The sequence below is a fragment of the Planococcus halocryophilus genome, assembly GCF_001687585.2.
GTDB classification, from domain to species: domain Bacteria; phylum Bacillota; class Bacilli; order Bacillales_A; family Planococcaceae; genus Planococcus; species Planococcus halocryophilus.
Genome location: NZ_CP016537.2, coordinates 1,676,373 through 1,703,027 on the forward strand (window position 1 = coordinate 1,676,373; position 26,655 = coordinate 1,703,027).

General features: G+C 38.3%; 26 protein-coding genes and 1 pseudogene. 19 read left to right on the plus strand and 8 right to left on the minus strand.

Annotated features, from left to right (window positions below; translation table 11 throughout):
• Positions 1–4: 4 nt before the first annotated feature.
• Positions 5–1,069 carry a stage II sporulation protein P gene (gene spoIIP / locus BBI08_RS08445; protein WP_040850371.1) on the plus strand — a complete coding sequence of 355 codons (1,065 nt, stop codon included), beginning with the start codon at positions 5–7 and terminating at the stop codon, positions 1,067–1,069.
• A gap of 408 nt (positions 1,070–1,477) precedes the next feature.
• On the opposite strand, the gene BBI08_RS08450 is transcribed toward spoIIP, so the two are convergent.
• Both BBI08_RS08450 and BBI08_RS08455 read right to left on the minus strand, forming a co-directional pair.
• Entirely contained in the window at positions 1,478–2,569 is a 1,092-nt protein-coding gene (locus BBI08_RS08450; protein ID WP_065527973.1) for an FAD-dependent oxidoreductase, read from the minus strand.
• 16 nt (positions 2,570–2,585) lie between these two features.
• Positions 2,586–3,167 (minus strand): CDP-alcohol phosphatidyltransferase family protein, encoded by a 582-nt coding sequence (locus BBI08_RS08455; protein WP_008496370.1) that lies wholly within the window; start codon positions 3,165–3,167, stop codon positions 2,586–2,588.
• Between the two features lie 188 nt (positions 3,168–3,355).
• On the opposite strand from BBI08_RS08455, the gene BBI08_RS08460 reads away from it, so the two are divergent.
• The 9 genes from BBI08_RS08460 to BBI08_RS08500 all read left to right on the plus strand — a co-directional run bounded on the left by BBI08_RS08460 (position 3,356) and on the right by BBI08_RS08500 (position 12,767).
• Positions 3,356–5,239 carry an FAD-dependent oxidoreductase gene (locus tag BBI08_RS08460; protein WP_008496371.1) on the plus strand — a complete coding sequence of 628 codons (1,884 nt, stop codon included), beginning with the start codon at positions 3,356–3,358 and terminating at the stop codon, positions 5,237–5,239.
• The gene (locus BBI08_RS08465; protein WP_008496372.1) at positions 5,236–5,895 is read left to right on the plus strand and encodes a TVP38/TMEM64 family protein; all 660 of its coding nucleotides are present in this window, start codon (positions 5,236–5,238) and stop codon (positions 5,893–5,895) included. The genes BBI08_RS08460 and BBI08_RS08465 overlap by 4 nt, the downstream gene beginning before the upstream one ends.
• Positions 5,896–5,931: 36 nt before the next feature.
• The gene (locus BBI08_RS08470; protein ID WP_008496373.1) at positions 5,932–7,179 is read left to right on the plus strand and encodes an ABC transporter substrate-binding protein; all 1,248 of its coding nucleotides are present in this window, start codon (positions 5,932–5,934) and stop codon (positions 7,177–7,179) included.
• A complete protein-coding gene (locus tag BBI08_RS08475) occupies positions 7,163–8,047 on the plus strand; it encodes an ABC transporter permease (RefSeq protein WP_008496374.1) in 885 nt (294 codons plus the stop codon). Before BBI08_RS08470 ends, BBI08_RS08475 begins: the two co-directional genes overlap by 17 nt.
• On the plus strand, positions 8,047–8,862 hold the full coding sequence (locus tag BBI08_RS08480) for an ABC transporter permease (RefSeq protein WP_065527974.1): 816 nt from the start codon (positions 8,047–8,049) through the stop codon (positions 8,860–8,862). Before BBI08_RS08475 ends, BBI08_RS08480 begins: the two co-directional genes overlap by 1 nt.
• Before the next feature lie 12 nt (positions 8,863–8,874).
• Positions 8,875–9,951 (plus strand): ABC transporter ATP-binding protein, encoded by a 1,077-nt coding sequence (locus BBI08_RS08485; protein WP_065527975.1) that lies wholly within the window; start codon positions 8,875–8,877, stop codon positions 9,949–9,951.
• A gap of 264 nt (positions 9,952–10,215) precedes the next feature.
• On the plus strand, positions 10,216–10,563 hold the full coding sequence (locus BBI08_RS08490) for an ArsR/SmtB family transcription factor (protein ID WP_008496378.1): 348 nt from the start codon (positions 10,216–10,218) through the stop codon (positions 10,561–10,563).
• Between the two features lie 29 nt (positions 10,564–10,592).
• Positions 10,593–11,012, plus strand: coding sequence for an arsenate reductase (thioredoxin) (gene arsC / locus BBI08_RS08495; RefSeq protein WP_065527976.1), 420 nt, complete (start codon positions 10,593–10,595; stop codon positions 11,010–11,012).
• 159 nt (positions 11,013–11,171) lie between these two features.
• Positions 11,172–12,767, plus strand: coding sequence for a long-chain-fatty-acid--CoA ligase (locus BBI08_RS08500; protein ID WP_008496380.1), 1,596 nt, complete (start codon positions 11,172–11,174; stop codon positions 12,765–12,767).
• Between the two features lie 270 nt (positions 12,768–13,037).
• Here the strand turns inward: BBI08_RS08500 and BBI08_RS08505 are convergent.
• A pseudogene (locus tag BBI08_RS08505) lies at positions 13,038–13,575 on the minus strand (DUF1572 family protein).
• Positions 13,576–14,116: 541 nt separating this feature from the next.
• On the opposite strand from BBI08_RS08505, the gene BBI08_RS08510 reads away from it, so the two are divergent.
• The 6 genes from BBI08_RS08510 to BBI08_RS08535 all read left to right on the plus strand — a co-directional run bounded on the left by BBI08_RS08510 (position 14,117) and on the right by BBI08_RS08535 (position 19,766).
• Positions 14,117–14,470, plus strand: coding sequence for an acyl carrier protein (locus tag BBI08_RS08510; RefSeq protein ID WP_237146584.1), 354 nt, complete (start codon positions 14,117–14,119; stop codon positions 14,468–14,470).
• Complete coding sequence (locus tag BBI08_RS08515; RefSeq protein WP_008496385.1) at positions 14,463–15,857, plus strand: AMP-binding protein; 1,395 nt, start codon at positions 14,463–14,465, stop codon at positions 15,855–15,857. Before BBI08_RS08510 ends, BBI08_RS08515 begins: the two co-directional genes overlap by 8 nt.
• Positions 15,858–15,995: 138 nt before the next feature.
• A complete protein-coding gene (locus tag BBI08_RS08520; RefSeq protein ID WP_065527977.1) occupies positions 15,996–17,447 on the plus strand; it encodes an MBOAT family O-acyltransferase in 1,452 nt (483 codons plus the stop codon).
• Positions 17,448–17,522: 75 nt separating this feature from the next.
• Entirely contained in the window at positions 17,523–18,434 is a 912-nt protein-coding gene (locus BBI08_RS08525) for a hypothetical protein (RefSeq protein WP_008496386.1), read from the plus strand.
• A gap of 332 nt (positions 18,435–18,766) precedes the next feature.
• Positions 18,767–19,102 (plus strand): PadR family transcriptional regulator, encoded by a 336-nt coding sequence (locus tag BBI08_RS08530; RefSeq protein WP_008496387.1) that lies wholly within the window; start codon positions 18,767–18,769, stop codon positions 19,100–19,102.
• 1 nt (position 19,103) lies between these two features.
• A complete protein-coding gene (locus BBI08_RS08535; RefSeq protein ID WP_237146585.1) occupies positions 19,104–19,766 on the plus strand; it encodes a permease prefix domain 1-containing protein in 663 nt (220 codons plus the stop codon).
• 421 nt (positions 19,767–20,187) lie between these two features.
• Here BBI08_RS08535 and BBI08_RS08540 read toward each other — a convergent pair whose 3' ends face one another.
• From BBI08_RS08540 to BBI08_RS08560, 5 genes are all read right to left on the minus strand, one after another.
• Positions 20,188–20,844: a Type 1 glutamine amidotransferase-like domain-containing protein gene (locus tag BBI08_RS08540; protein WP_065527978.1), complete on the minus strand. Its 657-nt coding sequence runs from the start codon at positions 20,842–20,844 to the stop codon at positions 20,188–20,190.
• Positions 20,845–20,950: 106 nt separating this feature from the next.
• Positions 20,951–21,403 (minus strand): GNAT family N-acetyltransferase, encoded by a 453-nt coding sequence (locus BBI08_RS08545; protein WP_040850420.1) that lies wholly within the window; start codon positions 21,401–21,403, stop codon positions 20,951–20,953.
• A gap of 197 nt (positions 21,404–21,600) precedes the next feature.
• Positions 21,601–22,281 (minus strand): HAD family hydrolase, encoded by a 681-nt coding sequence (locus tag BBI08_RS08550; RefSeq protein WP_008496391.1) that lies wholly within the window; start codon positions 22,279–22,281, stop codon positions 21,601–21,603.
• Positions 22,282–22,707: 426 nt separating this feature from the next.
• Positions 22,708–22,908, minus strand: coding sequence for a hypothetical protein (locus tag BBI08_RS08555; protein WP_040850373.1), 201 nt, complete (start codon positions 22,906–22,908; stop codon positions 22,708–22,710).
• A 256-nt stretch (positions 22,909–23,164) separates the two neighbouring features.
• Positions 23,165–23,641: a putative immunity protein gene (locus BBI08_RS08560; protein ID WP_008496392.1), complete on the minus strand. Its 477-nt coding sequence runs from the start codon at positions 23,639–23,641 to the stop codon at positions 23,165–23,167.
• Positions 23,642–24,309: 668 nt separating this feature from the next.
• Here BBI08_RS08560 and BBI08_RS08565 point away from each other — a divergent pair.
• The 3 genes from BBI08_RS08565 (at position 24,310) to BBI08_RS08575 (ending at position 26,653) form a co-directional block, all read left to right on the plus strand.
• Positions 24,310–25,227, plus strand: coding sequence for a DMT family transporter (locus BBI08_RS08565; RefSeq protein WP_008496393.1), 918 nt, complete (start codon positions 24,310–24,312; stop codon positions 25,225–25,227).
• A gap of 41 nt (positions 25,228–25,268) precedes the next feature.
• Entirely contained in the window at positions 25,269–25,826 is a 558-nt protein-coding gene (locus tag BBI08_RS08570) for an AAA family ATPase (RefSeq protein ID WP_008496394.1), read from the plus strand.
• Between the two features lie 110 nt (positions 25,827–25,936).
• Positions 25,937–26,653, plus strand: a complete 717-nt coding sequence (locus tag BBI08_RS08575) for a kanamycin nucleotidyltransferase C-terminal domain-containing protein (RefSeq protein WP_008496395.1) — start codon at positions 25,937–25,939, stop codon at positions 26,651–26,653.
• Positions 26,654–26,655: the final 2 nt, after the last annotated feature.

Below are 26,655 nucleotides of genomic sequence, written 5' to 3' on the forward strand. Positions count from 1 at the left end.
AAAAGTGTCGGAAAAAAATGAACTAACTAATACACCAATAAAAAGCAAAAAGAAAATCTCGAAATTAACAGGATTCTTCTATATACTGATCATCTTCATAGCCAGTTTATTGCTAATTGCTTTAGCATTCGTCTACACAGGTTTAAAAAATGATGCCACAAGTAGTGCGCAATCTAATAACCCGAATTTGTCGGATTCGACCGATACAAACAAGTCATCATTTTATTTTAAGTTACTCAATCCGTTTGCAGAAAAACAAAACGCTACCGACTCTAGAGTAGATTCCAGTTTAGAAACCGGGCAGCTATCAAGTGATGAATTTCAGCCGCCTATGAAAACTTTTATAGATGAAAAGGAGTTATCATTAGATTTTAATGAAGAGCTGTTTGATACTATAAGTTCTGGTACGAATATCGACACGGGACATTCAACTTTTGACAAAGACGTCATCTATATTTATCAGAGTCATAGTAGAGAAGCATTTTTACCATATTTAAAAAACGTAGTTGAGCCTGAAGAAGCTTTTCATTCAAAAGCAAATGTAACTTTAGTGGGGAAGATGCTAGGAAAAGCGCTAGAACGAAGAGGAATAGGAACAACGGTAAATTCTTCAGATATTGTCCAAGAACTGGATTCAAGAGGAATGGACTACGGAAGTTCATACTTTGTGTCGGGGGAACAAGTAAAAGCAGCAATACAAGATAATCCGAACTTAGAAATTTTCATAGATATCCACCGAGATTCTTTGCGCAAAGATTCCACAACGGTCAACGTAAACGGAAGCGATTATGCACGGTTACTTTTTATAGTGGGTACAGGACATAAAGAGTTTGAAAAAAACTTGTCTTTCGCAAAAGAATTGCAACTGCAGCTAGAAACACAATATCCTAACTTATCAAAAGGAATACTAGAAAAAGATAAGAGCCAAGGAAACGGCGTTTACAATCAGGACTTAGCTGCCAACGCGGTTATTATTGAGATAGGTGGAGTTGATAATACGGTAGAAGAACTTTACCTGACTGTCGAAGCATTTGCTGATGTCTTGAGTACTAATTATTGGCATAAATAATTTGGAGCAAAGGTTTAATGGCTCTGTATACTTTATGATAAATTTAATCTTATTAAAAACTTCCTATTGGAGTAAGTGATACGTTTAATGCAATGCTAGAAGATCGTGTCTACCGAAAAGCATTAGAAGACCATGTATCAATTGCCAAACTAAAAAAACGGCTAGCACGCACTGCGATTAAAATTTAGTAGTTTCTTTTGAAGAAGTTTTAAAAGAAGAAGGTAAACTTATTCACACAACTGAATGAGCAAAGACAAGGCCAACTGGAAATGTCCAGTTGGCCTTGTCTTATTTAAAATATGACCTCATAACTAAGTACATTTAAGATTACTTGTTTTAGCCAGTGTTGTTTTGTGTATATACTTCATCGTCAGATTGTGTGCTTCTTCTGCAGCATAATGGTCGCGTTTATTCGTAAAGATCTTTATACCGTTTCATAAATTTACGGTCAATATACTGTTTGATCTTCCACGGGATTTTGCCATGAAAAAGTTGGTTTCCATAAGATAAAAAAGCTTCGCCATCGCCTGTAGACAGTATTGATACATATCTTTTTTGAGGGGTGAACCGCACTAATTGGCCTTTAGATAAGCTCTTTTTTAAGTTTTCCCAAAGAATTGGACCTTGTCGAACAGCGTAAACGCCGTTTTTAGCTAGAGCAGGGTACTGATCAATGGTGACACAATCTCCAGCTCCGAAAATTTCAGGATGTTGATTGTTTTGCAACATCTCGTTCACTAGCAAATAGCCGTTCTCATCAGTAGGCAATCCGGAGGTTTGGAATAAATCGAAACTTTTCGGGCCTGTTAGCCATAAGACTTCTGATTGCGGATGACTATCGCCTGCGCTTGTTGTGACGTTATTTTCATCAACAGACTCAATCCCCGTACCTGAATAAAACGGCAATCTTTTTTGCGTAGCAATCGTTTCAATTTTCTTTGAAGCTGCAGCTCCTTGACTAACCAATAAATCAGTAGAACTAAACAACGCAACATTGTTAGACAACTGATTTTGTTTTCGCCAAGACAGGATTGAAAATGCTAGTTCTACACCTGATGCACCGCCTCCCACTATTACCGGATGGACAGATTCTCGAGTCTTTACTAGGTGATCGGGGAAGCGGTAATTCGGTTTGATCGATAATGCATGATTTTTAATCGCTTCTGGAACAGCAGTTTGAGAGCCAATATCAAACGATACGAAATCATACGTATAAACCGCGCCGTTTGCACCCCTTAGCTCTTGAGCATTTGCATCAACAGCAGTAATTGCATCTTCACTAAATTCAACACCAATGTTTTGGCATAATTTGATTAAGTCAATCCGAATATCATCCAAACTATACACGCCTTCTGTATATCCAGAAAACATTCCCGAATAATATTGATAAGGGGACGGTGAGATTAACAAGACACGCCAGTCATTTCGAACATCATTCTTTAATTGTTCTAGGCAGTGCAAATGTGCATGTCCGCCTCCTACTAATACAAGTGTCTTCATGTCTCACTACTCCTATCTACTTTAAAATTCGTTTCGCTTCAGCCATTCGTTGGTAAATGGTGAAAAGTTGAATCGCGATAAAAACCAAGGTAATGGCTATTAAATATGTTGAAAAGACAATCATTAGGGTAAACAATATAAAGCCTTCTGTTCTTTCAGCTAGCCCCGCTTGATAGTAGAAAGACTTAACGCCGTTTTTATCGGACAAAGCCCCCACAGTTAGAAAGACAGTCATGGCAACGATAATGGAGGTGCTTAACAATAATAGCGCCCACATGGCGTCTGGAAAGCGAAAGGCTAGTCCTAAAATCACGCTAATTTCTACTATGCGGTCAAAGCTAATATCTAATAATGTTCCCCAAGGAGAAAGTTTGGTTTTTCGGGCCATGGTCCCATCAACAACATCCAAATAGCCAGATAACCAAAGTACAATGACTGCCCAAAGAGGTTGATCGAGGTAAATGAAGAGACCTGATGAAAGGCCGATAGCTAATGCGATTTTGGTCACGCCATTGGCTGTAAAGCCTCTTTTCAGTAAGAAATCAGCTGATTTATCAACAATAGGTTGTACATGTTTTCGTGCATGGGTATCGAGCATCAGGTTCACCTTTTCGTCTTTTAGGATATTTCAAGTGTAAGTTATGTTCTCAATTGTAACCCGTAACCCCACTCGATTCAAAATACCGGTTCGAACTAACTATAAGTTGTTGAGAGCGATTAGGCGAAAGTTAGTGTTCTTTATTGTTAAAATGGATTTAATTTTAAAAAAGAAAGGAAATGATATAAATGGTTAAAAAATATGATATTGCCATAATAGGAGCTGGCGCAGCCGGATTAACTGCTGCTTTTACAGCAGCAGGGTTTTCTAAAAGCGTCGTACTAATCGATAAAAACTTACCTGGCGGAGAATGTACATGGTCGGGCTGTATTCCAAGTAAATCACTTATTAATATCGCAAAAGAAGTACATCATGCGAAAAAATATACCCCGAATTTACAAGTAGACACTTCAGTTGTTTTAGCAGACATTCAAGACGTCATTCAAAAAGTCTATGCAGGCGAATCCCCAGAAGTGCTAAAAGAATCTGGCATTGATTTTATTAATAGCTATGCGAAATTCATCGAACCTCATGCATTAGAAGTAGATAACGAACGCATTGAAGCGAAGAAAATCATTCTTTCGACAGGATCTTCTCCAATGGTGCCGCCAATTGACGGGTTAGATCAAGTTTCTTATTTGACGAATGAAACCATTTTTACTCAAAAAACATTCCCGAAAACGATGACTATTCTCGGTGGCGGAGCAATTGGTGTAGAACTGAGCCAAGCATTAAATCGTCTTGGAGTTAACGTAACACTTGTAGAAAAGTTCGAGCGAATTTTACCAAAAGACGAGGAAGAGCTCGTGTTGATGATTCAGCAACGTTTAATCGATGAAGGTGTAACGATTCATACCTGCGCTACTGCTGTTCGTGCAGAGCAAAATGGAGAAATCATTGATTTAATCATCGAAAAAGACGGTAGTGAAATGACGGTTAGCGGGGAAGGGCTTCTAGTAGCGCTTGGTCGTCAAGCAAATGTTAAAGGCTATGGGTTGAAAACAGCCGGTGTCGAATTCAATTCGAAAAGCATTCAAGTTGACGAGCATTTAGAAACGACTGCAAAAGGCATTTATGCGATTGGCGATGTGGTTGGTCCGTATCAACTGTCGCATATGGCAAATGCACAAGGAATTTTAGCAACACAAAATGCCATTTTACCGATTAATCGAAAAATGGACTACGAGCATGTGACGTGGTGTACATATACAGATCCTGAGCTCGGCAGATCCGGCTTGTCCGAAGAAGAAGCCCGTGAGAAATACGGCGATTCCATTCGTATATACGAGCACGAATATGCTGACTTGGACCGTGCCAATACGAAAAAAGACAGCATCGGGAAAGTGAAACTGATTTTAGATAAAAAAGGCTATATTTTAGGAGCGAGTATTCTTGGTGATCGAGCAGGTGAAATCATTAGCCAAATTCAAACCATTAAAACGTTAAACATTAATATGGGCAAATTATCAGGTGTAATTCACCCGTACCCAACTTATAGTGAAGTATTGGTGAAAATCGGGAAAAAGGTTTTCGTAGACAATTTATTAAACCAACCTGTTGTAAAAACGTTCAACAAAGCGAAAGCTGGAGAATTACCTGCAGAAAAAATTGGAATTTATGGAGCCGCAGCAGCAGTTGGACTCAGCATTGCAAACTTACTCGTTCACAACAATATTAAACCCAAACTCGGCGTGGAAAATGGCCGTTTAAAAGAAATGCCTTCAACACCGAACGCTATCTCGTCTCAAACAACTGAGCAAGCCATGCATGTACCGGCATGGCCTTATAACGGCAATAAACATAGAGCAAAACAAAGTTTAATTGAGATGCTCGAAAATTATGATGACATTCACATTCAGCAAAACGATAAAAATTACGTCCGGGCAGTAGCTATATCCAAACCCCTTAGATTTAAAGACGACATTGAATTTTACTTTAATGATGCCGCAGAGCGAATTGAGTTCCGGTCAGCTTCTCGCGCAGGTCATTCAGATTGGGGCGTTAACCGAGAGCGCTATGATGACATGAGAAGTCGATACTTTAACATTTTGGCTCAAAAGCGAAACGTATGAAAAAGAGCAAAGGCTTGCAAATAGCCAAATGGTTTGGGATTGCTGCATTAATCGGCATCGCGATTTGGCTCAGCCGCTCAGTTTTCCAAGTAGATGCCAACGATCTTCGTAATTGGATTTTGTCATTTGGTTTATGGTCTCCCATTTTTTACATCCTCATTTATACTGTTCGGCCGCTCATCTTTTTTCCAGCATCGGTTTTATCGATTGCGGGCGGCTTAGCATTTGGGGCTTGGCTAGGCACACTTTACACCATTATCGGTGCGACTCTTGGAGCCATGTTATCTTTTTACGTTGCCAAAACTTTAGGGAAAAGCTTTGTTCGCAAATATCGGACCGGTAATGTCGGTAAAATTCAATCTCAAATGGAACAAAACGGCTTTTTCTACGTCTTGTTATTTCGTTTCATTCCCGTCATTAATTTCGATTTAATCAGTTATGTCGCGGCTTTTGCCAAAGTCCGTTTTACGTCTTTCGCGTTGGCTACATTCATTGGAATTATCCCGGGTACGTTTGCTTATAATTTTTTGGGCAGTAGTTTTGTTAGCGGAAACCCGAAAATCATCATTCTCGCCGTCGTTGTTTTCGTTATACTAACAGTAGTACCAATTGCTTTACGCAATCGGTGGAACAAAAAACAAACACTCAATAAATAACAGCCATTTTATCAACGGATTTAGGAAGTGTAAAAAATGAAGAACTCCGTGTTTTTAGCATCAGCCTTTCTAATGCTGACTTTATCCGCTTGTTCTCAAAACGAGGATGATCAAACAGCTAAAGAAACAGATCAATTACTGACAAGTGATTGGCAAACGATTGCGGATTCCGCAACAGAGCAGCAAGTAAATATGTATATGTGGGGTGGCAGCGACAACATTAATCGTTATATCGATGAATGGGTAGCACCTCGCTTGAAAAAAGACCATGACGTTGAATTAAACCGTGTCCCGATGAACGATTCTCAAGACATCATCAATCAATTGGTTGATGAAAAATTTGCTGGCAAGTTGAATGGCAGTATGGACATCATTTGGATCAACGGTGAAAATTTCAAAACGGCTAAAGACAATGATTTGTTGTGGGGTAGTTTCAGTGGGCAATTACCGAATTTCAACGATTTTATCGATAAAGATGCGCCTGAAATCGCTAATGATTTCGGTGAACCTGTAGAAGGACTCGAAGCCCCATGGGGCAAAGCGCAATTTGTTTTTGTGCATGATGAAAGCAAATCGCCAAACCCACCCAAATCTACGGATGAATTAGCCGAATGGGTTCAAGAAAACCCAGGGCAGTTTACGTATCCGGCGTTACCTGATTTTACGGGCAGTGCTTTTGTCCGCCACGTGTTGTATGAAACGACAGGTGGATATGAACAATACCAGCAACCGGCTGCGTCTATCACGGACTTAGAAACAAGGTTAGAGCCGATGTGGGATTATTTAAATAGCATCGAGCCGTATTTATGGCGGGGCGGAGAAACCTATCCTGAAAGTTTAGCGAAACAAGATCAATTGTATGCAAGTGGTGAAATTGGCATAACGATGAGTTACGACCCTGCACTTGCTGCGAGTGAAGTCTTGAAAGGTCGTTTTCCTGAGTCAACCCGCACATTTGTTTTAGACGGTGGAACTCTTTCTAATACCCATTTTTTGTCGATTCCATTCAATTCTTCTGCGAAAGCGGGAGCGATGGTCGCTATCAACGAAATGTTGTCACCTGAAGCTCAAACGGCGAAACTATCTCCTGAAAACTGGGGAGATTTGTCTGCACTTGACTTAAATTTATTGTCTCTTGAACAACAAGACGCAATGAATGCGGTCGACTTAGGCGTAGCCACTTTGTCATTAGCGGAATTAGAAGAGCACCGACTCCCAGAACTATCATCAGACTATATTGAAATTATCGAAAAAGGATGGTTACAACATGTGGCAAAAGAATAAACCGTATCTTTTGTTGTTTCCTACCATCGGAACCATCGTCCTCCTGTTTTTCGGGGGACTTTTTGATGGATTTTTAAAAAGTCTCGGCTATTTTCCGGCACTTGATCAAACTGATTTTAACTTTACAGCTTATCACCATCTATTCAGCTCATCTGAATTTTGGGCATCGTTTAATTTAACCTTTCGTGTGGCATTATTGTCTTCATTTCTTGCTGCAGTTTTGGGTGCAGTTATTGCGATTTCTTTATTTATGATGAACGAATCTGCTAATGGTAGTAGTTCGTCCATTTGGTACAGATTGTTTCAATTGCCGTTAACGATTCCACATCTAGTTGGTGGCTATATTATCGTATTGTTGTTTATGCAAAGTGGTTTTCTTTCTCGAATTGCTACCAATCTCGGCTTTATCGATACAATCTCAGAGTTTCCTGTTTTGGTAAACGATTCATTTGGTTGGGGCATCATCTTGACTTATGCTTGGAAAGAAGCGCCATTTATTTCACTAATGATTTATCCAGTGTTGTCTCGAATCCATCGCTCGTGGCGTGATGTGTCACGCGTATTCGGTGCAAGTCGCTGGAATTATGTACGCGAAATTGTTGTTCCTGTCATGATGCCTGCATGGACGATTGCGACATTTATCGTTTTTGTTTTTACGTTTTCTGCTTTTGAAGTCCCGTTTTTACTTGGTGTTACATACCCAAGCACGTTACCAGTGTATTCCTATCAACTCTATACAAGTGGAACGTTAACGGACCGACCAGAAGCACTCGCAGTCAATATCATTTTGGCAAGTTTCACCGTAATTATGGGGTTAGTTGTTTACGCAGTTAATAAACGATGGAACGCTTTAAAGGGGTGGGATTGATGATGAAGCCTCAAATGTTCATAAAAATCAGCCTATCCTTACTGGTATTCCTACTAATGTTCTTGCCTTTTATCCCGCTTGTGTTATCCAGTTTGTCATTTGGTTGGCAGTGGCCCGAAATCTTACCAGATGCAATTAGTCTTCGTGCATGGGATTATGTGTTATTTGGCAGTTCGGGCACATGGCAAGCGGTTGGTGTAAGTTTACTGATTGCTTTGATTGTCACGGTCATAAACATACTTCTCGCGGTACCAGCTGCTAATGCACTCGTGCGCAATTCGTTTCGCGGCAAATGGATAATGGAAGCCATTATCTTTGCGCCTATTATCATTCCACCTTTTGTAGCAGTGATGGGCATTCATTTAACGTTTTTAAAACTTGGATTAACAGAAACGATAGTAGGTGTGGTGTTAGCTCACATTTCGCCTACTTTGCCTTATATGGTGCGCGCCATTATGATTAGCTATCAAACTTTATCGGTCGATTGGGAAGACCAAGCACGCATGCTTGGAGCCGGTCCTGTTTCTCGGTTTACCTTGGTGGTCTTGCCCCATTTATTGCCGGGTATTGTCGCAGGAGCTAGTTTAAGTATATTAATTTCTTTAAGTCAATACTTAATCACTTTTATCATTGGCTCTGGTCAAGTGGTTACGTTATCCATATTGTTGTTTCCATTTATAAGCGGTGGTGACCCTGCAATCGCTTCAGCCTATTCCTTATTGTTTGCGGGAATGGCGATTATGACATTGTTCGGTTTGGATGTTCTTTTGAAAAAATACTATCAACAGAAAAAAGCCGTAACAAACAAAGGCTAAAGGAGTGAGAATATGAGCGATTTGCGAATAATCAATGTGGAAAAACATTACAAACAACCGCAACAAAAAGACAATCCTGCCTTTTCGTTACATCCTATCAACTTGACGATTCACGAAGGCGAGTTTTTCTCATTGCTTGGACCCTCTGGTTGCGGCAAGACTAGCTTATTAAAACTGGTTGCGGGATTACTTCCGGCCGATAACGGAGAAATTTGGATTGGCGATCAAAATTTCACCCAAGTTCCATCGGAAGCGCGAAACTTTGCAATGGTCTTTCAACAATCGTTATTGTTTCCGCATATGACGGTAGAAGACAATGTCGCCTTCGGATTAAAAATGCAAAAAGTTGATAAAAAACAACGAATAGCAAAAGCGCGAGATATGCTTGAACATGTCGGACTGCAAGGCTACGGCAGCCGTTTTCCAGATAGACTAAGCGGTGGCCAACAACAGCGCGTAGCTTTAGCGAGAGCGTTAGTAGCCAATCCGCGCGTGTTATTGATGGATGAACCGTTTAGTGCGTTAGATCCGGGATTGCGAGAAGAAATGCGCGACTTGCTTAGCCGGATTCAACTGGAGTTTCGTGTCACCGTGTTATTTGTTACGCACGACAGAGAAGAAGCTTTTTCATTGTCAGATCGGATTGCTGTGATGAGTAATGGCGAGTTATTACAAGTAGGCAGTTCTAAAGAGATATACGAACAACCTTTAACTACAAAAGTAGCGTCATTTCTTGGGTTAAAAAACATCATTAGAGGAAACGTTGAAAGTGGCTATTTTCGTTCTATTGATGGAAGTTTTGAATTTTTAGTTGATGCCACTACAAAGAATGGTCTGAGCTGTTTAATCGTTCGACCCGAGGCTATGCAACTTGTGACAGAAGGTAGACCAACACTTGCATCCAGCATTCAAATTCAAGGAACAGTAGAACAGATAAAGTTTAATCATGGGTTTTATTCAGTCAAAATAAGTGTAGGAGAATGTCATTTAACTTGTAGTTTGACGAGTCAGCAAGCAGATATTCTTTGTGTAGGGCAGACAATAAGTTTGCAAATAGAAGTGAAAGATTTATGGGTAGTCAATGAATAACGAGAGATTGCCAGAATGAATAGAAATGAATAAATAGAATTTAATTATGAATAGTATTTATATAAAAGGATGAACAGCTATTTGGATAATTATATATGAATTTATTCACTCGGTGCTATCGCGAGCATTTTAGTTAATGTAATACTATTCAACTTAAGAATGAATAGTATTTTGTTCATGCAACTATGCACCCTAAAGTAAAAGTATAAGTTTTGACTTATATAATATTATTGGCTTACAATTAATACAAAGGAGTGGATCTACATGGAGACTTTATCAACACAATCTGCAGCTGATGTTACAGCTTGTTTGAAAGCTGTCAGCGATCCAACTCGTCTAATGATGATGAAATTGGTGGAGACGAATAAGTACTGTGTATGTCAATTTGTTGAAATGTTCGGCATGAGTCAGCCAGCGATCAGTCAACATTTGCGGAAGTTAAAACAAGCAGGGCTTTTAAAAGAAAACAGAAGTGGCCAATGGCGGTTTTATTCGATGAATAAAGAGTCTACCCATGCAACATTGCTGTTAGATATTTTAAGCCACATTGAAGACTCAGATGCACAGCTTCAAGCATTACTTGCGAAAGAAAAACCAGTAGATTGCTTTTAAAATTATGTTTGTAAAAAGGAGAACTATTTATGACAAAAAAAATTATTTATTTTTTATGCACAGGAAACTCTTGCCGTAGCCAAATGGCTGAAGGATGGGCAAAACTACATTTAGCAACAGAGTGGGATGTATACAGCGCTGGAATTGAAGCGCACGGATTAAATCCGAATGCGGTGAAAGCAATGAATGAAGTAGGTATTGATATTTCCACTCAAACTTCAGACATCATTGATGAAGACTTGCTTAATCGCGCAGATTTTATCGTGACTCTTTGCGGGGATGCAGCAGATAAATGTCCGGTAACTCCGGCTCATATTCGTCGCGAACATTGGGGCTTTGAAGATCCAGCAAAAGCCCAAGGCACAGAAGAAGAAAAGTGGACTGTGTTCCAAACGGTTCGTGATGCTATTGGAACGCGCATTGAATCGTTCGCGAAAACCGGCATCTAAAAATTCTCTAAACGAAACCCACAAGCTGATAAATCAGCTTGTGGGTTTTTTATTTATCTAAATTGTCAATCGATTCCAACAACTTCATTGACACAGTTGGAGGCGCTATTTATACTTGCTATATAACAGTTTAGCTTTTTACAAGAGAGGGGTCATATTATGCTGGCAACGTTAACACCACTTGACTGGAAACGCCGCGCGGTCAAATACTATCCGGAGAAAGTGGCGGTGATTGATGGAGACAAAAAGTTTACATACAAAGAGTTTGGCAAACGAGTAGACCAACTCACTACCGCACTACATAATGCAGGGATTGGCAACAAAGACCATGTGGCAGTGATGCTGCCAAATAATCACGCAATGCTGGAATGTTTTTACGGCATTATACCTCTTGGAGCGGTTATTGTTCCGCTTAATTACCGCTTGTCTACAAAAGATTTAACGTATATTTTAAAACATAGCGACGCAAAAATGCTGATTGTCGATGCGGAGTTCGGCAAAATGCTTGAAAAAGTACAAGACGAGCTACCGATTGAAAAGTACATTGTTGTGGCTGTAGATGGCTTTGAATCGACGATTAACGGGGAAGATTACGAAGCATTTATCGGGAATGTTCCGGATGATGCAAAAGTGCCTCACATCGATTTAGATGAAAACCAAATGCTGTCGTTAAATTATACGAGTGGTACCACGTCCAGTCCAAAAGGCGTGATGCAAACGCATCGCACTAATTACCTGAATGCTGCCAACTTCTTGCATCATTTGGAAATTAAATTCGATGACGTATATTTGCATACCTTGCCAATGTTTCATACAAACGGATGGGGCGGCGTTTGGGCCATTACTGCAGCGGGAGCTACGCATGTGTGCTTACGTAAAGTAGACCCACCGCTAATTTTGGATTTATTTGAAAGTCATGGCATCACCTCACTTTGCGGTGCGCCGACAGTTGTTAATATGCTCGTTAATGAACCAAAAGCGAAAGAAATTGAATTGACCCAAACAATACGTATGGGAACTGCAGGTGCGCCACCTGCTGCAGCGCTGATTGCGAAAGCGCAAAGCATTCTAGGATTGAATATGATGCATGTGTACGGCTTGACTGAAACGTCTCCGTTTATCCTTTACTGCGAATGGAAAAACGAATTTAATGATTTGGACCCTGAACAACAAGCATCTATTAAAGCACGTCAAGGAATAGAGCTCGCTTTTAACGGAGAAACCAAAGTGGTTAATCAAGAAAATGGAGAAGAAGTGGCATGGAACGGAAAAGAACTGGGTGAAATTGTCACGCGTGGCAACGTCGTTATGGCAGGATATTACAAAGATCCTGAAAAAACGGCTGAAGCGATTCGAGATGGCTGGTTTTACACAGGAGATTTGGCCGTGACACATCCGGATGGTTATATCGAAATTCAAGATCGCATTAAAGACATGATCATTTCTGGAGGCGAAAACATTTCCTCTACAGAAATCGAAGGCGTCTTGTATAAACACCCCGCAATCGCCGAAGTTGCTGTGATTGCAGTACCGGATGAAAAGTGGGGGGAAGTACCAAAAGCCATTATTGTGCTGCATCAAGGAGCACAAGTAACTGAGCAAGAAATCTTGGATTATACGCGTGAAAACATGTCGCGCTTTAAAGTGCCAAAATCTGTAGACTTTGTTGAAGCTTTGCCTAAAACGGCAACTGGTAAATTGCAGAAATTCCAGTTGCGGGAAATGTACTGGGGGCGAGGGAAAAAAGTGAATTAAATTAAAAAACCGTCTATTCATGAGAATCTACATGGATAGACGGTTTTTGTGATGAATTATAAATTTAAAATCGCAATAAAGACTCATGTAAATAACAAGCTAGTGACAGTCGATATCACCCAGTAGTTCTTGTCGCGAATATTGAGCAAAAGGAAACCAACGATGAAATTAATGAGTAAAATAACAAGGGCAACGGTGCCAATTACATATAACATCTATATTAATTCTCCGTTCTTTCTATAAAGTACTGTTAAAAAGTGTTTTCACTCTTTACGATTGATGTTTTTTTAGCTTCCCATGCAAATACTCTTCCGATTTTCCTTTTGGAATGCTAAGCGTTTCCCAATTCTCATCTTTTAATTGCTTTCCAATATAAACAATTTGACCAACATGACAAGCATAATGAGTTAGTTGCCTTTCGATTGCTTCTAATACAGTGTGTTTTTCACCTCGAATAGTGACTTTTTTTTAATAAATCTTGGCTTTCTAAACCATTCAATGTACCAAGAAACGTATTCCAGCCTTTTTCCCACATAATGATCATTTCTTGTATCGTTAAAATAGTATCTTCAAATTCCTGATCACGATTTCTAGAAGGTTTTTCTCCATCCGTCGTTAAAAAATCAGACCACCTAGATACCATGTTTCCACTGACATGCTTGACTGTAAATCCTACGCTATTAGAAGCCTCGTTTAATCTCCAGTGTATATCAGTCTCAGATAATTGATTGATGGTTCTATCCCCAAGATCCTTAACATTTTGAAATCTTTCTTGAATCACCTTCAAATATTCTTTTCCAAGTTCCATACCTACACACTCCTTCATTTTTATAAACACCAAGTTGTTGAAAAAAGTGTTTTTAAATATCTAAATGCAGCATTTCCGTCGGTTCATGATCAATAGAGGTGTTTTATTTTCCGGTATCTTTTACGGTTCTCGTATTGTCTTCTATAGAAGCTGAATATCCATTACTATCCAATTTCACTTCTAAATAATACTTCTTGTGTAGCTGATTTTGCACCTCATTTTTATTATACATTAGCTTAAAATGCATCGAACTTATTCATCAAAATATCTAAGGTTAATTGATGTTCACCACTTTACTCAGAATAACTGAACTGTCGGAGTTATTCTGCTACTCGCATGACATGTTACTGTTTTCTTGAAGTCCTTTTCAATCGAGTAATCCACAGTACTCATTCTATGTTTTCTGACGGCAAATCGATATTGACTTTTCTTTTCATATACTTATACTTGATTATGAGAATCATTTTCAATAAGATTATTGAAAGATACCCTTAGGAAGAGATAAAGGCAAGAAACGTATATATAAGCCATCGTTACGCTGATGCAAGTGCTGATCTCTAGAAAGTTTGTCAGATATAGAAACGGTTCGAGCAAACAAGACTTTCACATAGATGCTAGTGAACGTAATATTGAAAGGATGGAAATGATGAACAATATCGAAAAATATAGAAATGCTTTTATGGATGCGTTGGAATTAGAAGAAGACCAGGTAAGTGAAGAGTTAGCATTAGGCGAAACAAGAGAATGGGATTCTCTTGGGCATATGATTCTGATTTCTACGATGGAAGAGGTTTTTGATGTTTCAATAGATGCTGAATGGATGACAGAATTCGATTCGTATAAGGCAGGAAAAGAGCTTTTGAATCGTTTAGGAGTAGACTTTGTAAATGAATAGGTTCAAAAAGCTTGAGAAGTTCGGAAACCAAACCGCTATATATGCTGAAAGAGAATACTCTTACGCTGAAATGGTAGAGGTTGCTGACGAAATCTGCAGTCATGTAGGTGAAAGAACGCTGGTTTTTTGTTTATCTTCAAATAATAAAGAGTCTATATTTGGTTACGTGGGCTTTATGAGAGGGCATGTTGTACCTGTCTTGTTAGATGCATCTATCCAGGTGGAGCGGTTGCAAAAACTAATCGAGCTTTATAAGCCTGCGTACATTTGGGCGAGTAGTGGAAACCAAGACCTTTTAAACACAATGGATAGTATATTCGTGTTTGGAGATTACTCATTATTTAAATGTCCGACATTTATTCAACAGGAGCTAGATGAAGATCTTGCGCTCCTTTTAACGACCTCAGGAAGTACTGGCAGCCCCAAATTTGTTCGCTTAAGTTACGAAAACATCTTCCAAAATGCTGAATCCATTGTGAAGTACCTTGAGATTAAGGCAGACGATAAACCGATCACAACACTTCCAATGAATTACTCTTATGGACTGTCGATCATCAACAGTCATTTCATTTGCGGAGCGACGATTATTGTCACGGATGCATCGATCATAAAAAAGGAGTTTTGGGACTTATGCAAAGAGCAGGGAGCAACAACTTTTGGGGGAGTTCCTTTCATATATGAGATGCTCCATCGGCTGAAGTTTGAAGAGATGGATCTTCCAAGTTTGAAAAAACTAACGCAAGCAGGCGGCAAATTAAGCCCAGAGCTATCCGCTAAATTTGCAGATATGTGTAGTCAAAAAGGGATTCAATTTTTTACTATGTATGGGCAAACAGAAGCAACAGCGCGGATGAGCTATTTACCGGCCGAAAAAACCCTTGTTAAAGCCGGAAGCATTGGGATTGCTATTCCAGGTGGCGAACTGATGCTGCAAGATGACAATGGCAACAACATTACAACACCTCATGAAATCGGTGAATTGATTTACAAAGGACCCAATGTTTCTTTAGGGTATGCGGAGTCGTTAGTTGATCTGTCGAAAAAAGATGAGAACAATGGGTCGCTGCACACAGGTGATTTGGCTTACTTTGATCAGGACGGCTATTTCTTTATAACTGGACGAATCAAAAGAATTATTAAAGTCGCTGGAAGCCGCATTAGCTTAGATGAAGTGGAAGAACTTTTAAATGAGCATGGTCATGATTGTGTCTGCGCGGGGACAGATGACCAAATGATCATTTACACATTAAGAGAAGATCAGCTTCAAATTAAAAAAATAATTAAGGAAAAATTAAACTTAAGGGGCGTTAAGATTATCAGAATTGAGGAATTCCCACGTAACCTTTTTGGGAAGATACTATATTCCGAGTTACTTAAAGATAGATAATTTACGATCACCTGAGCCCGATACAGGAGATGTAATAGATATGACAAAAACATAACTACTGAAAGCTGAATAGGTTCAGGGTTATTTTTTATCTCGTTTTATGTAAAATCTTAAGTTTATTTTTGATCAGGTGATTGGATGACTTTTATATCAATTGAGTTTCTGTTATTTTTTGCAGGTATCGTTTTTACGTATTATTTAATCCCACACAGGTGGAGATGGGTTCTTTTACTAGCCGCAAGTTACAGTTTTTACGCTACATTGAGTGGCTACTTTATCTTGTTACTACTTGTAAGCACGGTGTTTACTTATTTTACGGGAATAGTCATTGAAAAACAGGAAACTAAACAACAGAAGAAAAGAGCCATGCTAGTTGGAATTTGCGTATTGCTGTTTTTTCTCGGATGGTTTAAATACTTTAATTTTGTAAATGACTCTATTCGAGCCATTTCAACATACATGAATTGGAATTATGCCATACCATATCAAGAGATTATCCTGCCTTTAGCCATTTCTTTTTATACCTTTCAGGCAGTCAGTTACCTTGTAGACATCTCTAGAGGCAAGCAAAAAGCAGAAAGACATTATGGCTATTTCTCAATCTATTTTGCATTTTTCCCTCAATTGGTTGCCGGACCGATTGAACGTGCTAAGAAATTGCTTCCTCAATTCAAAGTTGAACAAACCTTAAACTATGACAACATAAGCTATGGGATGAAGCGAATTGCATGGGGATTTTTTAAGAAAACATTGATTGCGGATCGACTCGCTCCAATTGTAGCGAGTGTTTACGATAGTCCTGACCCAACAGGTTCTCAAATTGTCCTAGCGACGATCCTGTTCTCGGTTCAATTGTACGCTGATTTTTCTGCACTCAGCGACATTGCCATTGGTTGTGCACGAATGCTTGGGATAAAACTAACGGAAAACTTTAAGCAACCGCATTTTGCCGTTTCGATTGCGGATTTCTGGAACAGGTGGCATATTACGCTTTCGACATGGCTCAGAGACTATATCTTTGTTCCGCTATGCAAAGGGAAAAAGAAGCGAAGTGAAATTTATTTAGTCATTGTGATTACGTTTTTAATAAGTGGCATTTGGCATGGTGCGGCTTGGACTTTTGTTTTATGGGGTCTAATTCACGGGTTTTACCGTGCTTTTGGAGATCACACAAAACATTTTCGTGGGAAGATGGCAACATTTATTCACTTGGATCAAAGTCCATCGCTGCATAAATGGATGAAAATCACCACTACCTTTTTGCTCGTGTGTTTTTCGCGCGTGTTCTTCCGATCGGATTCCGTTACCGCTGCATTTGAAAATGCGCAACATTTCTTATCGCCTAGTTCGTGGAACCCATCTGGAATTATTGTAGCGTTTGAGATGTTTTCGCTACTCGACTTAGTGATTTTCAGCTTTTTCTTTATCGTTATGCAACTGTATCATTACATCGAAAGAAACAATACGTCAACGTGGAACTGGCTATCGCAACGCCCGGCAGTTGCTCGTTTTGCCGTTTATGTTTTAATCGTTGTCTCAGTTCTGGTGTTTGGTGCTACAGGTCAAGGGTTTGTTTACGGTGGGTTTTAACTGTAAATCAACTGACTCATGTGCGTGCCAGTCCATCAGTTTAGTAAAAAGAGTACAAGATCGAAAGGATTTGCCATGGGCCGTTTATTCATTAAGTTAACTATTATCATCACTGTGGCTTTACTGTTGTTTATACCAGTCAATAACTTTGTAAAGCAGTCTCGGAGTTATAACATCAACGACGACATCTTGACGTTTAAGAAAGATCCGTATCCTGTTGACGTCATCAATTTAGGTGCCTCTCATTCCATGTATGGGTATTATTTTAAGCCGACGGGTTTGGCTCACTTGGATTTGGCACTGCCTGGTCAGGCACTCGAATACGACTTTAAATTGTTAAAAGAGTACGGCGAGTATTTGAAATCGGATGGGGTCGTCATTTTATCCATTTCTCAAATGACGTTCATAAATAGTGAGAACGAGGATGTAGACGAAGGACGTTATTATGAAATTTTAGATCGTACGCAAATTGAATCGTTTCGATTGTTGGATTATTATAAGTACATGTATTTTCCAGGCACAAATAGTGACAATTTTACTTCTGCGCTCTCAAGCAAATGGAAAGGCTTTAAATGGACTTCTCATCAATCTTGGGCGAATAATGGCAAAAATTATGCAGAAAGAAAAACCGAATACGTAGAAGAGCAATATAGAAAAGCAATTGAACATAATTACATTGAACAAAACGTAGAGCAGTTAAAGGAAATATTGGAATATTGTCAAGAGCAGGGCTACGAGGTCATTCTAACCATGGAGCCCGTACACAAGACATACCAAGAACATTTCGATGAAGAAGTCATGAATCGACTTGTTTTTCAGTACTTAAACACTCTTGAAACAGATGTCCCTTTTTTAAATTATATGAACGATAAGCGTTTCACAGACAACAAAGAGTATTTTATCGATTCCGACCATTTAAACAGTAAGGGAAGAAAAAAGTATTCGTGGATTGTTTATGAGAAGCTCAAGAGTTTAGGTTATTTTTGAGTGATTATTATGTTTTATTGTTTATCGCTGCTCATTTGAGCGGAAACTAACATGCTTTGTATTAATATCTCCTGGAGAGAAAGAATTGTATTTCAATTCTTTCTCTCCAGGGGATTTTTTTGTCTATAATTGCAGAAGTCTGATTAAAATGCGATGAAATTCGATATCTATGGAACCCCATTAATAATCAATAGAGGATTGTCTTTACTTTCATCTACAAACTTAAGTGTTTAAGTGCATGCTGAATAACCTCTTTTTAGAATTTTTATTTTTAAAATAATACCTTGTATTATAGAGTAATATGAAATAAAGTAATCTAAAGGGGTGTGAAAATGGAAATTAGTAAAGAGGTATTAAAAGGTCATATTGATACATTAATTCTTTCTCTTTTACATGGCAGAGATATGTATGGGTATGAAATAGCTAAAATTGTCCGTGAAAAAAGTGGAGACCAATTCGAGTTAAAAGAAGGAACACTTTATTTATCTTTAAAGCGATTAGAAAAAAGTGAATGGATCACTTCTTACTGGGGCGATGAACAAGGACCAGGAGGAAGAAGGAAATATTACAAACTCACACCTGTAGGTGAAAAAGGATTTGAAGAAAAACGCTCAGAATGGGAATTTGTAAAAAAACTGATGGACTTATTTTTAGAAAGGGGAGAATAGGATGAAACAAATAGAAGCGTATGTTGAGGAATTGTATCAAGGTGTCGGTGGAAACAAAAAAGAGATTAATGAATCAAAAAAAGAAATGAAAAGCCACTTATTAGAAGCTGTTCATGAGTTGAAACAAGAAGGGAAATCAGAGAAAGAAGCAATTCAACTTGCTATTGAACGTTTTGGTGGAGAACAAGAAATGCGTTCGGTAGTTGGTCAGTTATTTAAGGCACAACGAATATTTGCTAATTGGATTCTCTATTTAGCCATAACCGTTCTACTGTTAAGTATTGTGGCAGTCGGATTAATTTCTGCATACGAAAATGAAAATGCCTCAGAGAATTCCGAAGTTGCTTCAGCTGTACACGAAATTTTAACTAGCCAAGGTTCGCTAACCGATTCAATGAAAACTGAAATTGCTGCTTTAATCGATGGAACAGATCAAATTTCAAAAGTTGAAATCTATAACGTCAGTGGTGTAGGTGTAAATTCCGTATTTGATTACGTAGAGAGCGCAAAACCTGAGTATCAATACAGTAAGTCTGTTTGGTCTCCAGATTGGCTACTAGCGAACTTTTACCCTTATGGAAGTGGTGGGGGGATAAGTGGTATGTTCAAATGGAAACACGACTTATCGGCAGCTGGATGGGAATTATTTTATTTTCAGGATTAGCCGTCTATGCAACTCTATTCACAATTTGGGCAACAATTAATGCCTATCATCATAGACGACTAAATATTGCCTGGATTATTGCTTTTGCTATTTTTAATGTAGTCGGTTATTTAGTTTATATTTTAGTAGGTAAGAGAAAAATGAGATATAACTAAAATTGTAAACTTAGTGGTTAAGCGCATATTACAATTTCGAACCTTATTTTGCATATAGTAAAATGAAACTCAGCAACCTTAGTATAAAGATTGCTGAGTTTCATTTTATATGTGAAATTTATGGAACCAATTTTGAACTCTAATTAATATAAACATTAGAGGATTGGCGATACATGTAATAAAAACTAGCTGGTCCAAAACGTATTAAGCATCATTGCTAAACAAGCGTTGTATATATGTAAAGTAACTAAAGCTGTTTGAGATAACTAGAATGTTTCCTCTAACTTTCGTATCTCTGAGTGAGAAAAAATATATACACTGCCAAGAATATCAATTTTATCTCCCTTTGTACGCAGCGCGCAATCCTTATTCGATGCATAAATCATCATTTTTTCTGATATGGAAGACAGTTCGCTTTGAAACAAGGTCATGTTATTTTCAAGGTCAAAATGAGACAAAACGGAAAAATTGCCAAGACCAATTCCGTCGTAAACAGTGTTTTCTTCAACTGGATAGCCAAAGTTTTTTGAGCATAGCCATTTAGCTGACATATTAATCGCACCAGCGCTTGCTCCAATCACAACGGCATTACTTTTCCGGATGCATTCCGCCAATCCGTAAGCCATTAAAAACTCATTTTGCTTTAGCGTATCGCCACCTAGTAAGAAAATGACGGAAGCGTTCTGAATCAAGGTATGAGCATCTTCTTTTTTTATGCCATGATTGATTAAATAGTAGTCATCAAATAAGATGCCAGCATGGTCAAGCCATGTGCGTTCAACAGCACCATCTACTTTAGCGTCTAATGGATTTGAGCTAATCATAACGAGTGATTTTCTATCCGTTATATCCTCCCGTAACACTTGACTCAGTCGCTCAGGGAAAAAAACGGTAAACCAACCTAAATAATAGTGAGTGATCATAAATACCTCCGCATCAAAGTACAAGCTCTAGTAATTTACCATCGTATATCTTCTTTTCTAAAACGTTTACTCAACAACTGCATCCGTTTGTGGAAAGCTTTTTACCTTATAAATCTTGAGATAATCGAATCATATCTCTGCATTGAATACCGTTTTCAAAGATTTCCTCAGAATAATGCCGAATGAAAAAGTCCATATCTATACCAATTATTCTAAATCTACATTTTTGGTAAAGAGCCAGTTGACCTACACTTGAATTTCCCGTTCCGATTTCAATTGTTTTATAACCTTTTGTTTTAGCTACTCTTATTGCATCCAAAACTAGTTGTTTGCCTATCCCCTTACCGTGCTGGTCTTCAATGACAGCAACATTCACAAGCTCTACTATCTCGGGTCTTGTTGGAAGTAAGACATAAACACCAACAGTTTGGTGTCCCAATTCAGCTATAAAACATTCGCCTCTATTGATGTATTCTTCAACAATTTCACTCGAAGGGTCAGCCAGTAGTAATAATTCCATCGGGATTTTTTCGCCTTTTCTCAATTTCCTTATCTCGATTTTCATTCATCTAGATTCCTTCCAGTTATTTTTGCAGAACGCAGTAATATGGCTTGTTTGTTGAAGATTAATCTCTCTTAATTATATTATTATTTAATCCAACATGCCAATAAGTCATCAATCAACAGCCCTCGTTGTAGCTTTACATGAAAGAGCAACGTCTTTAACTTAATGCTCAATAACTATAAAAGTGTATTCTAAGTGACTTCTATTTCTTTCATTAAATCTTCAACGAGTAATGGCAATTCTTTCAAATCATCCACTGTGAAATCAGCATCAACATTCGCCCATTGACTATCGTTTTTCCAAATCCCTTTCATTCCGATGTCTTGTGCAGCCTTTACATCATTCTCAGGATGATCTCCAACAAATATACTGTGCTTTGAGGATACATCAAGTTTTCGTAAAGCTCGTTTAAAAATCTCAGGGTCTGGCTTTTTGATGTCTTCCCACTCAGACACTAAGATGACATCAAAATAGTTTTCAATTCCTAACGCCTTGATATTGTCCATTTGGAATTGTCCATAACCGTTTGTGATCATACCGAGTAGAATGTTTTTACTCTTTAAATCTTCTAACATCTGAAGTAACTGATCAAAAGGGACACAATGGAATTGAAATTCACGGATGTAATCTTGAAGCAATTCCTCCCAAGTGATCGTGGAAATAGTGAATTCTTGGGTTAATTGTTGATAGACCGCGTCTTTCCAAACGTACCCACGCTTATCGAGTTCGATAAATCGAGTCATGTAGTGTTCTTTCGGGACGTGACCAACCCAATTCTTCAATCGATCGTATTGGTTGTCAATAAATGCTTTTACTGAGGCGTCACGATTTAACAAAGTTCCATCTAAATCAAATAGGACAGCTTTTATCATCTTTTCAACTCCTATGACGAATTCTTCTTATAAATATACCATTCGGTTAAAAAAACAGAGGATTGTCTGTAGGAAAATAAAAGTTGGGAAAACGGATCTCTTTAAAAAGGGAATTCGGCAGAGTGTAGTCAAAAGGAGAGACAAAAATACAGTTACATTTTTTCTCGTGAAACTTGCTCCTAAATTTCATTTGAGATTTTTAAAAGGAAATGATTTGATATCAAACCCAGATATATAACTTTGTATTTATTATTTGAAAATGAAGAGTAAGTTACTGACAACAGAGGATTTTATACACTATTAAAACTACTTGCCCCTTTAAACTAGAACAAAAGAGATAGCAAAAAAAGAGTAGCCAAAGCTATCTTTTTTAAAAAAACGTTTACTCAACAATCGCACTCGATAGCTGTAGAAATAAATTAATATTTATTCTTTTTTTAAAATAAATATTTCTCTAATGAAGGCTCCTATTGCTCCAGATAAAATAATTATAGAGATTAAGTTTACAACTCTTACGAATGTATGAGGCGTGCTAATAACTTGAACACTTTGAAAAACTACAAATAGGCCGAAAATAATGGACATCACTATTATAAAATTAGGTGTAGCTTCTTTTCGCTTATTCATTATTATCGCCCCTCGTATATACCGATTATTTAATATAATTACTTTCCATAAATATACCATTTTAGTATAACAAACAGAGGATTGTCGAAACTATTTTCATATCCAATCATTTATTTCCGCTTAATCTATAGAAAATTTTGTCATATAAAAATACCTCGAAATTTAGAGTTCAAATCTAACTTTCGGGGTGCACTACCTAGCAACTCTTTTTCAAACGGTTACGTAACTATCGTGCTCACGTATGGACAATAATAACCTAATCGAACTTGCCACCTTGGATATACTTATATAGTTCACGCAATTGCCATTCTCTTTCTTCTCTTGCCTTTTTCAGATCATTATTAAAAGCAAGGTTAATTGTCTTAATCGCATAATCCGTAGCTACCATTGCATGGCCTCTCATATGACCAACCCCGATGGCTTGCCCAACAGCCCTTGCCGCAGTCCTGGCTGTTTCTTCTTTACATTGTCTGGCGACTTGATGGACTTTAAAACCAGCTTGTCTAACTTGATGAACTGTTGCCTCATCTTTTTGCCAGAGTTTATTTATTTTAATTGCATTTAGTATTTTTGCATCTTGAGGAAATTCTTGTTCGAGATAAGGAAGTATATGCTCTGCGACACTAATTGCCCATTTAGCCAGTTCTATTTGATCAAGTAGTTCAGTGTTTTCCACTATTTCATTTCGTAATTCTGCATCATCAACAATTTTGATTTTGGGTTTACTTTCCATAAAGATCCCCCTAGCTTTGCTTTGTAAAGATAGGTCTCTTTAAAATTGCCTAATTGGTTATAGATAAATCTATCTTAATCACTCCATTAGCTAAAATATCATTTTACTTAGCCATTATATCAACAACTTCATCTATAGTCTTTTGTCATAAATATACCACTAGCTTATGTAAATAGAGGATTATTAAAACTTAAGGTATCATTCCAAAAACATTTAGATGTAGGGAAGCACCTAACTTCTTTTATAGAGAGAGTTTTGTTCACCGTATTCAAAATACTAATTACGAAGATTTTATGAGTTGCCAATATTTAAACTAAATTTATGCAACACTAATGGTATAAAACAGGCAAGTAAAGATGAATCCCTGCTGAATATGTAATAATTTACTAACAAATGATATTATAAAAAAGGTACCCTGCAGTTAGGCTGCGATTAGGTGACTTCGGTATTGTGCCGGAGTCATCTTTTTTAAGTTTTCTTAAATAATTCAAATATGGACGACAGAGGATTGTCGATAAAAAAAGTTCAAGTAATTATAAACCGACTCTATTTAGCCCAGTAAATCTATCTAAGCAAGATCAAGATAAACACGAGAGAAATTCAGCTATTTTTGGATGGTTTAATGCGTCCTATGGTAGTATAAATGGATTATAGGTAGGAGGGATAGGATGGAAAATAAATCAGCGTGGCTACTTATTGCAATCGGCGCTTCACTATGGGGTGTTATCGGAGTTTTTGTCACCTACCTTTATGAAGTAGGGTTTACGCCACTTGAAGTTGTCGCTGTGCGTGTGTTAACAGCTTCCATCTTTATGGTTCCTTATGTTTTGATGAAAAATCGGCAGTTGTTCAAAATAAAGGTGAAGGATTCTAGGTATTTCATAGGTACAGGTATTATTAGTATTGTTCTCTTTAACTGGTGTTTGTTTAGTTCGATGAGAGAGTCTTCTATTTCGATTGCTTTTATTTTGCTGTATACAGCACCTGCGTTTGTGACGATTTTATCGCGAATCTTTTTTAAAGAAGCATTAACCGCTCGCAAACTCACAGCCCTCCTCGTTACGTTAATAGGGTGCTCGCTTGTTATTGGAATCTTTTCTAGTTCTACCGCATCAATTTCACTTTATGGATTAATCCTTGGACTCGGATCAGGATTTTTCTATGCTCTCTACAGCATATTTGGAAAAGCAGCCCTATCAAAATATGACTCGTTAACCGTTACGGTATACACGTTTCTTTTCGCGACCGTGGCCATTGTCCCTTTTAGTGGATTAGGTTCGAAACTTTCTACATTGACGGACTTAAAAGTACTTGGACTGGTAATTGGACTTGGCTTTCTTTCAACAATGTTGCCATTTATTTTCTACACAAAAGGTCTTCAATATGTCGAGTCAAGCCGCGCCTCCATTATCGCAACAATTGAACCTGTCGTTGCTTCGGTTGTAGGGTTCTTTATTTTTAATGAAACGCTATCAACGTGGCAATACCTCGGCATGATCATGGTGATTAGCTCGGTCATTATTGTACAGGAATCCAAGAAACAAAAAGCCAATCGCTCCCAGCAATTTGACCAAGCGGGAGCGTAAGTTCGTTACACATACTCTTTACTGATCAATAGGAGGATCTAATGAAATTTATCATGCTATTTGGTCCACAAGCTGTCGGCAAGATGACGATCGGACATGAACTCGAAAAAAGCACATCGTTAAAACTGTTTCACAATCATATGACCCTTGAACTGTTGCATCCTTTGTTTGAATTTGGTGACGAAACGTGGCGGCTTTCAACCATGTTTCGTCAAGAGATCTTCAAATCTTTCGCCAAAAGTAAGGAAGAAGGCATGATTTTTACCTATGTATGGGCTTTTGATTGCCAAGAGGATTGGGATTTTGTCGAACAAACACGGTCGATTTTTGAAGCGGCCGGTGGAGAAGTTTATTTTGTTGAACTTGAGGCGGAAGTCACCGAACGTATGGAGCGGAATCGCTCGGCGCATCGCCTCCAACACAAACCTACAAAGCGAAACACCGAAGCATCTGAACTTGAATTGATCGAATCGATGAATAAATATCGGTTAAATTCGTTGCCAAATGAAATTCAAGAACCAAATTATATGCGGATTGATAATACACATCTATGTCCTAAAAGCGTTGCGGTGAAAGTTAAAGATCATTTTAACTTGTAAATGGCGGGGAAAAACTTTCGACTGTTTGTAAGCAGAAAGAGATGTTATGTAAGGAGGTAGTTGTATTGCTAGCGTATCCTGCTTCTACAACTAGAAGTGAATAGTTAGAAATGATCGCTGTATTAAAAGACCGGTTGTTGGCAGCTTACGGGGAGCAGCTACTAGCCATCGGCGTATATGGCTCTATAGCGTTAGAGACAGAAGGACCGTATTCAGATATTGAAATGCATGTGGTGACAAAAGAGTATCATCGCTTAGAATATTTTGAATTTGTTTATGATCGGTTCAAAATCGAGATCGGTTTTTATGACAAGCAGGCGTTTTTTGAGAAAGCCAAAAAGATTGATGATGCTTGGGCGATCAAAGCAGGAGCGTTTATCCATGTTTTACCTGTATACGATCCTACAAACCTGTTTGAACAAGTGAAAAGCTTGCCTTTTGAAGCGTTGAGTTCATCTGCTCACCGTGTTATGAAAGAATTCATGGTGGGGGAGCCATACGAGACCATGGCAAAAATTCGTAATAGTTACCATAGCGGCAACCACAACTACATCCCACTTGGCGCAAACGATTTAGTATGGGAAACAGCCAAGTTAATCGGTCTCGCAAATCATACATACTACAGTACAAGAGCTAAAACTTATGAAGAATCCTTACAGATGAAGTCCTTGCCTTCTGGTTACAGGGAAATTGTGCAGCAAGTGAAAAATGGACAGCTGACTGATACGGAAACGGTTTATCAGCTTTGTGAAAGTTTATGGACAGGGTTAAATAGATGGATGGAGACGTTAGGGTTGGATTATCGGCTCGATAAACTTCCAATCTAGTG

Coding starts and splice junctions, on each gene's coding strand:
- BBI08_RS08450 (WP_065527973.1), bottom strand. CDS start 2,569: ATGAAGACACTTGTATTAGTAGGAGGCGGACATGCACATTTGCACTGC.
- BBI08_RS08455 (WP_008496370.1), bottom strand. CDS start 3,167: ATGCTCGATACCCATGCACGAAAACATGTACAACCTATTGTTGATAAA.
- BBI08_RS08460 (WP_008496371.1), top strand. CDS start 3,356: ATGGTTAAAAAATATGATATTGCCATAATAGGAGCTGGCGCAGCCGGA.
- BBI08_RS08465 (WP_008496372.1), top strand. CDS start 5,236: ATGAAAAAGAGCAAAGGCTTGCAAATAGCCAAATGGTTTGGGATTGCT.
- BBI08_RS08470 (WP_008496373.1), top strand. CDS start 5,932: ATGAAGAACTCCGTGTTTTTAGCATCAGCCTTTCTAATGCTGACTTTA.
- BBI08_RS08475 (WP_008496374.1), top strand. CDS start 7,163: ATGTGGCAAAAGAATAAACCGTATCTTTTGTTGTTTCCTACCATCGGA.
- BBI08_RS08480 (WP_065527974.1), top strand. CDS start 8,047: ATGATGAAGCCTCAAATGTTCATAAAAATCAGCCTATCCTTACTGGTA.
- BBI08_RS08485 (WP_065527975.1), top strand. CDS start 8,875: ATGAGCGATTTGCGAATAATCAATGTGGAAAAACATTACAAACAACCG.
- BBI08_RS08490 (WP_008496378.1), top strand. CDS start 10,216: ATGGAGACTTTATCAACACAATCTGCAGCTGATGTTACAGCTTGTTTG.
- arsC (WP_065527976.1), top strand. CDS start 10,593: ATGACAAAAAAAATTATTTATTTTTTATGCACAGGAAACTCTTGCCGT.
- BBI08_RS08500 (WP_008496380.1), top strand. CDS start 11,172: ATGCTGGCAACGTTAACACCACTTGACTGGAAACGCCGCGCGGTCAAA.
- BBI08_RS08510 (WP_237146584.1), top strand. CDS start 14,117: ATGCAAGTGCTGATCTCTAGAAAGTTTGTCAGATATAGAAACGGTTCG.
- BBI08_RS08515 (WP_008496385.1), top strand. CDS start 14,463: ATGAATAGGTTCAAAAAGCTTGAGAAGTTCGGAAACCAAACCGCTATA.
- BBI08_RS08520 (WP_065527977.1), top strand. CDS start 15,996: ATGACTTTTATATCAATTGAGTTTCTGTTATTTTTTGCAGGTATCGTT.
- BBI08_RS08525 (WP_008496386.1), top strand. CDS start 17,523: ATGGGCCGTTTATTCATTAAGTTAACTATTATCATCACTGTGGCTTTA.
- BBI08_RS08530 (WP_008496387.1), top strand. CDS start 18,767: ATGGAAATTAGTAAAGAGGTATTAAAAGGTCATATTGATACATTAATT.
- BBI08_RS08535 (WP_237146585.1), top strand. CDS start 19,104: ATGAAACAAATAGAAGCGTATGTTGAGGAATTGTATCAAGGTGTCGGT.
- BBI08_RS08540 (WP_065527978.1), bottom strand. CDS start 20,844: ATGATCACTCACTATTATTTAGGTTGGTTTACCGTTTTTTTCCCTGAG.
- BBI08_RS08550 (WP_008496391.1), bottom strand. CDS start 22,281: ATGATAAAAGCTGTCCTATTTGATTTAGATGGAACTTTGTTAAATCGT.
- BBI08_RS08555 (WP_040850373.1), bottom strand. CDS start 22,908: ATGAATAAGCGAAAAGAAGCTACACCTAATTTTATAATAGTGATGTCC.
- BBI08_RS08560 (WP_008496392.1), bottom strand. CDS start 23,641: ATGGAAAGTAAACCCAAAATCAAAATTGTTGATGATGCAGAATTACGA.
- BBI08_RS08565 (WP_008496393.1), top strand. CDS start 24,310: ATGGAAAATAAATCAGCGTGGCTACTTATTGCAATCGGCGCTTCACTA.
- BBI08_RS08570 (WP_008496394.1), top strand. CDS start 25,269: ATGAAATTTATCATGCTATTTGGTCCACAAGCTGTCGGCAAGATGACG.
- BBI08_RS08575 (WP_008496395.1), top strand. CDS start 25,937: ATGATCGCTGTATTAAAAGACCGGTTGTTGGCAGCTTACGGGGAGCAG.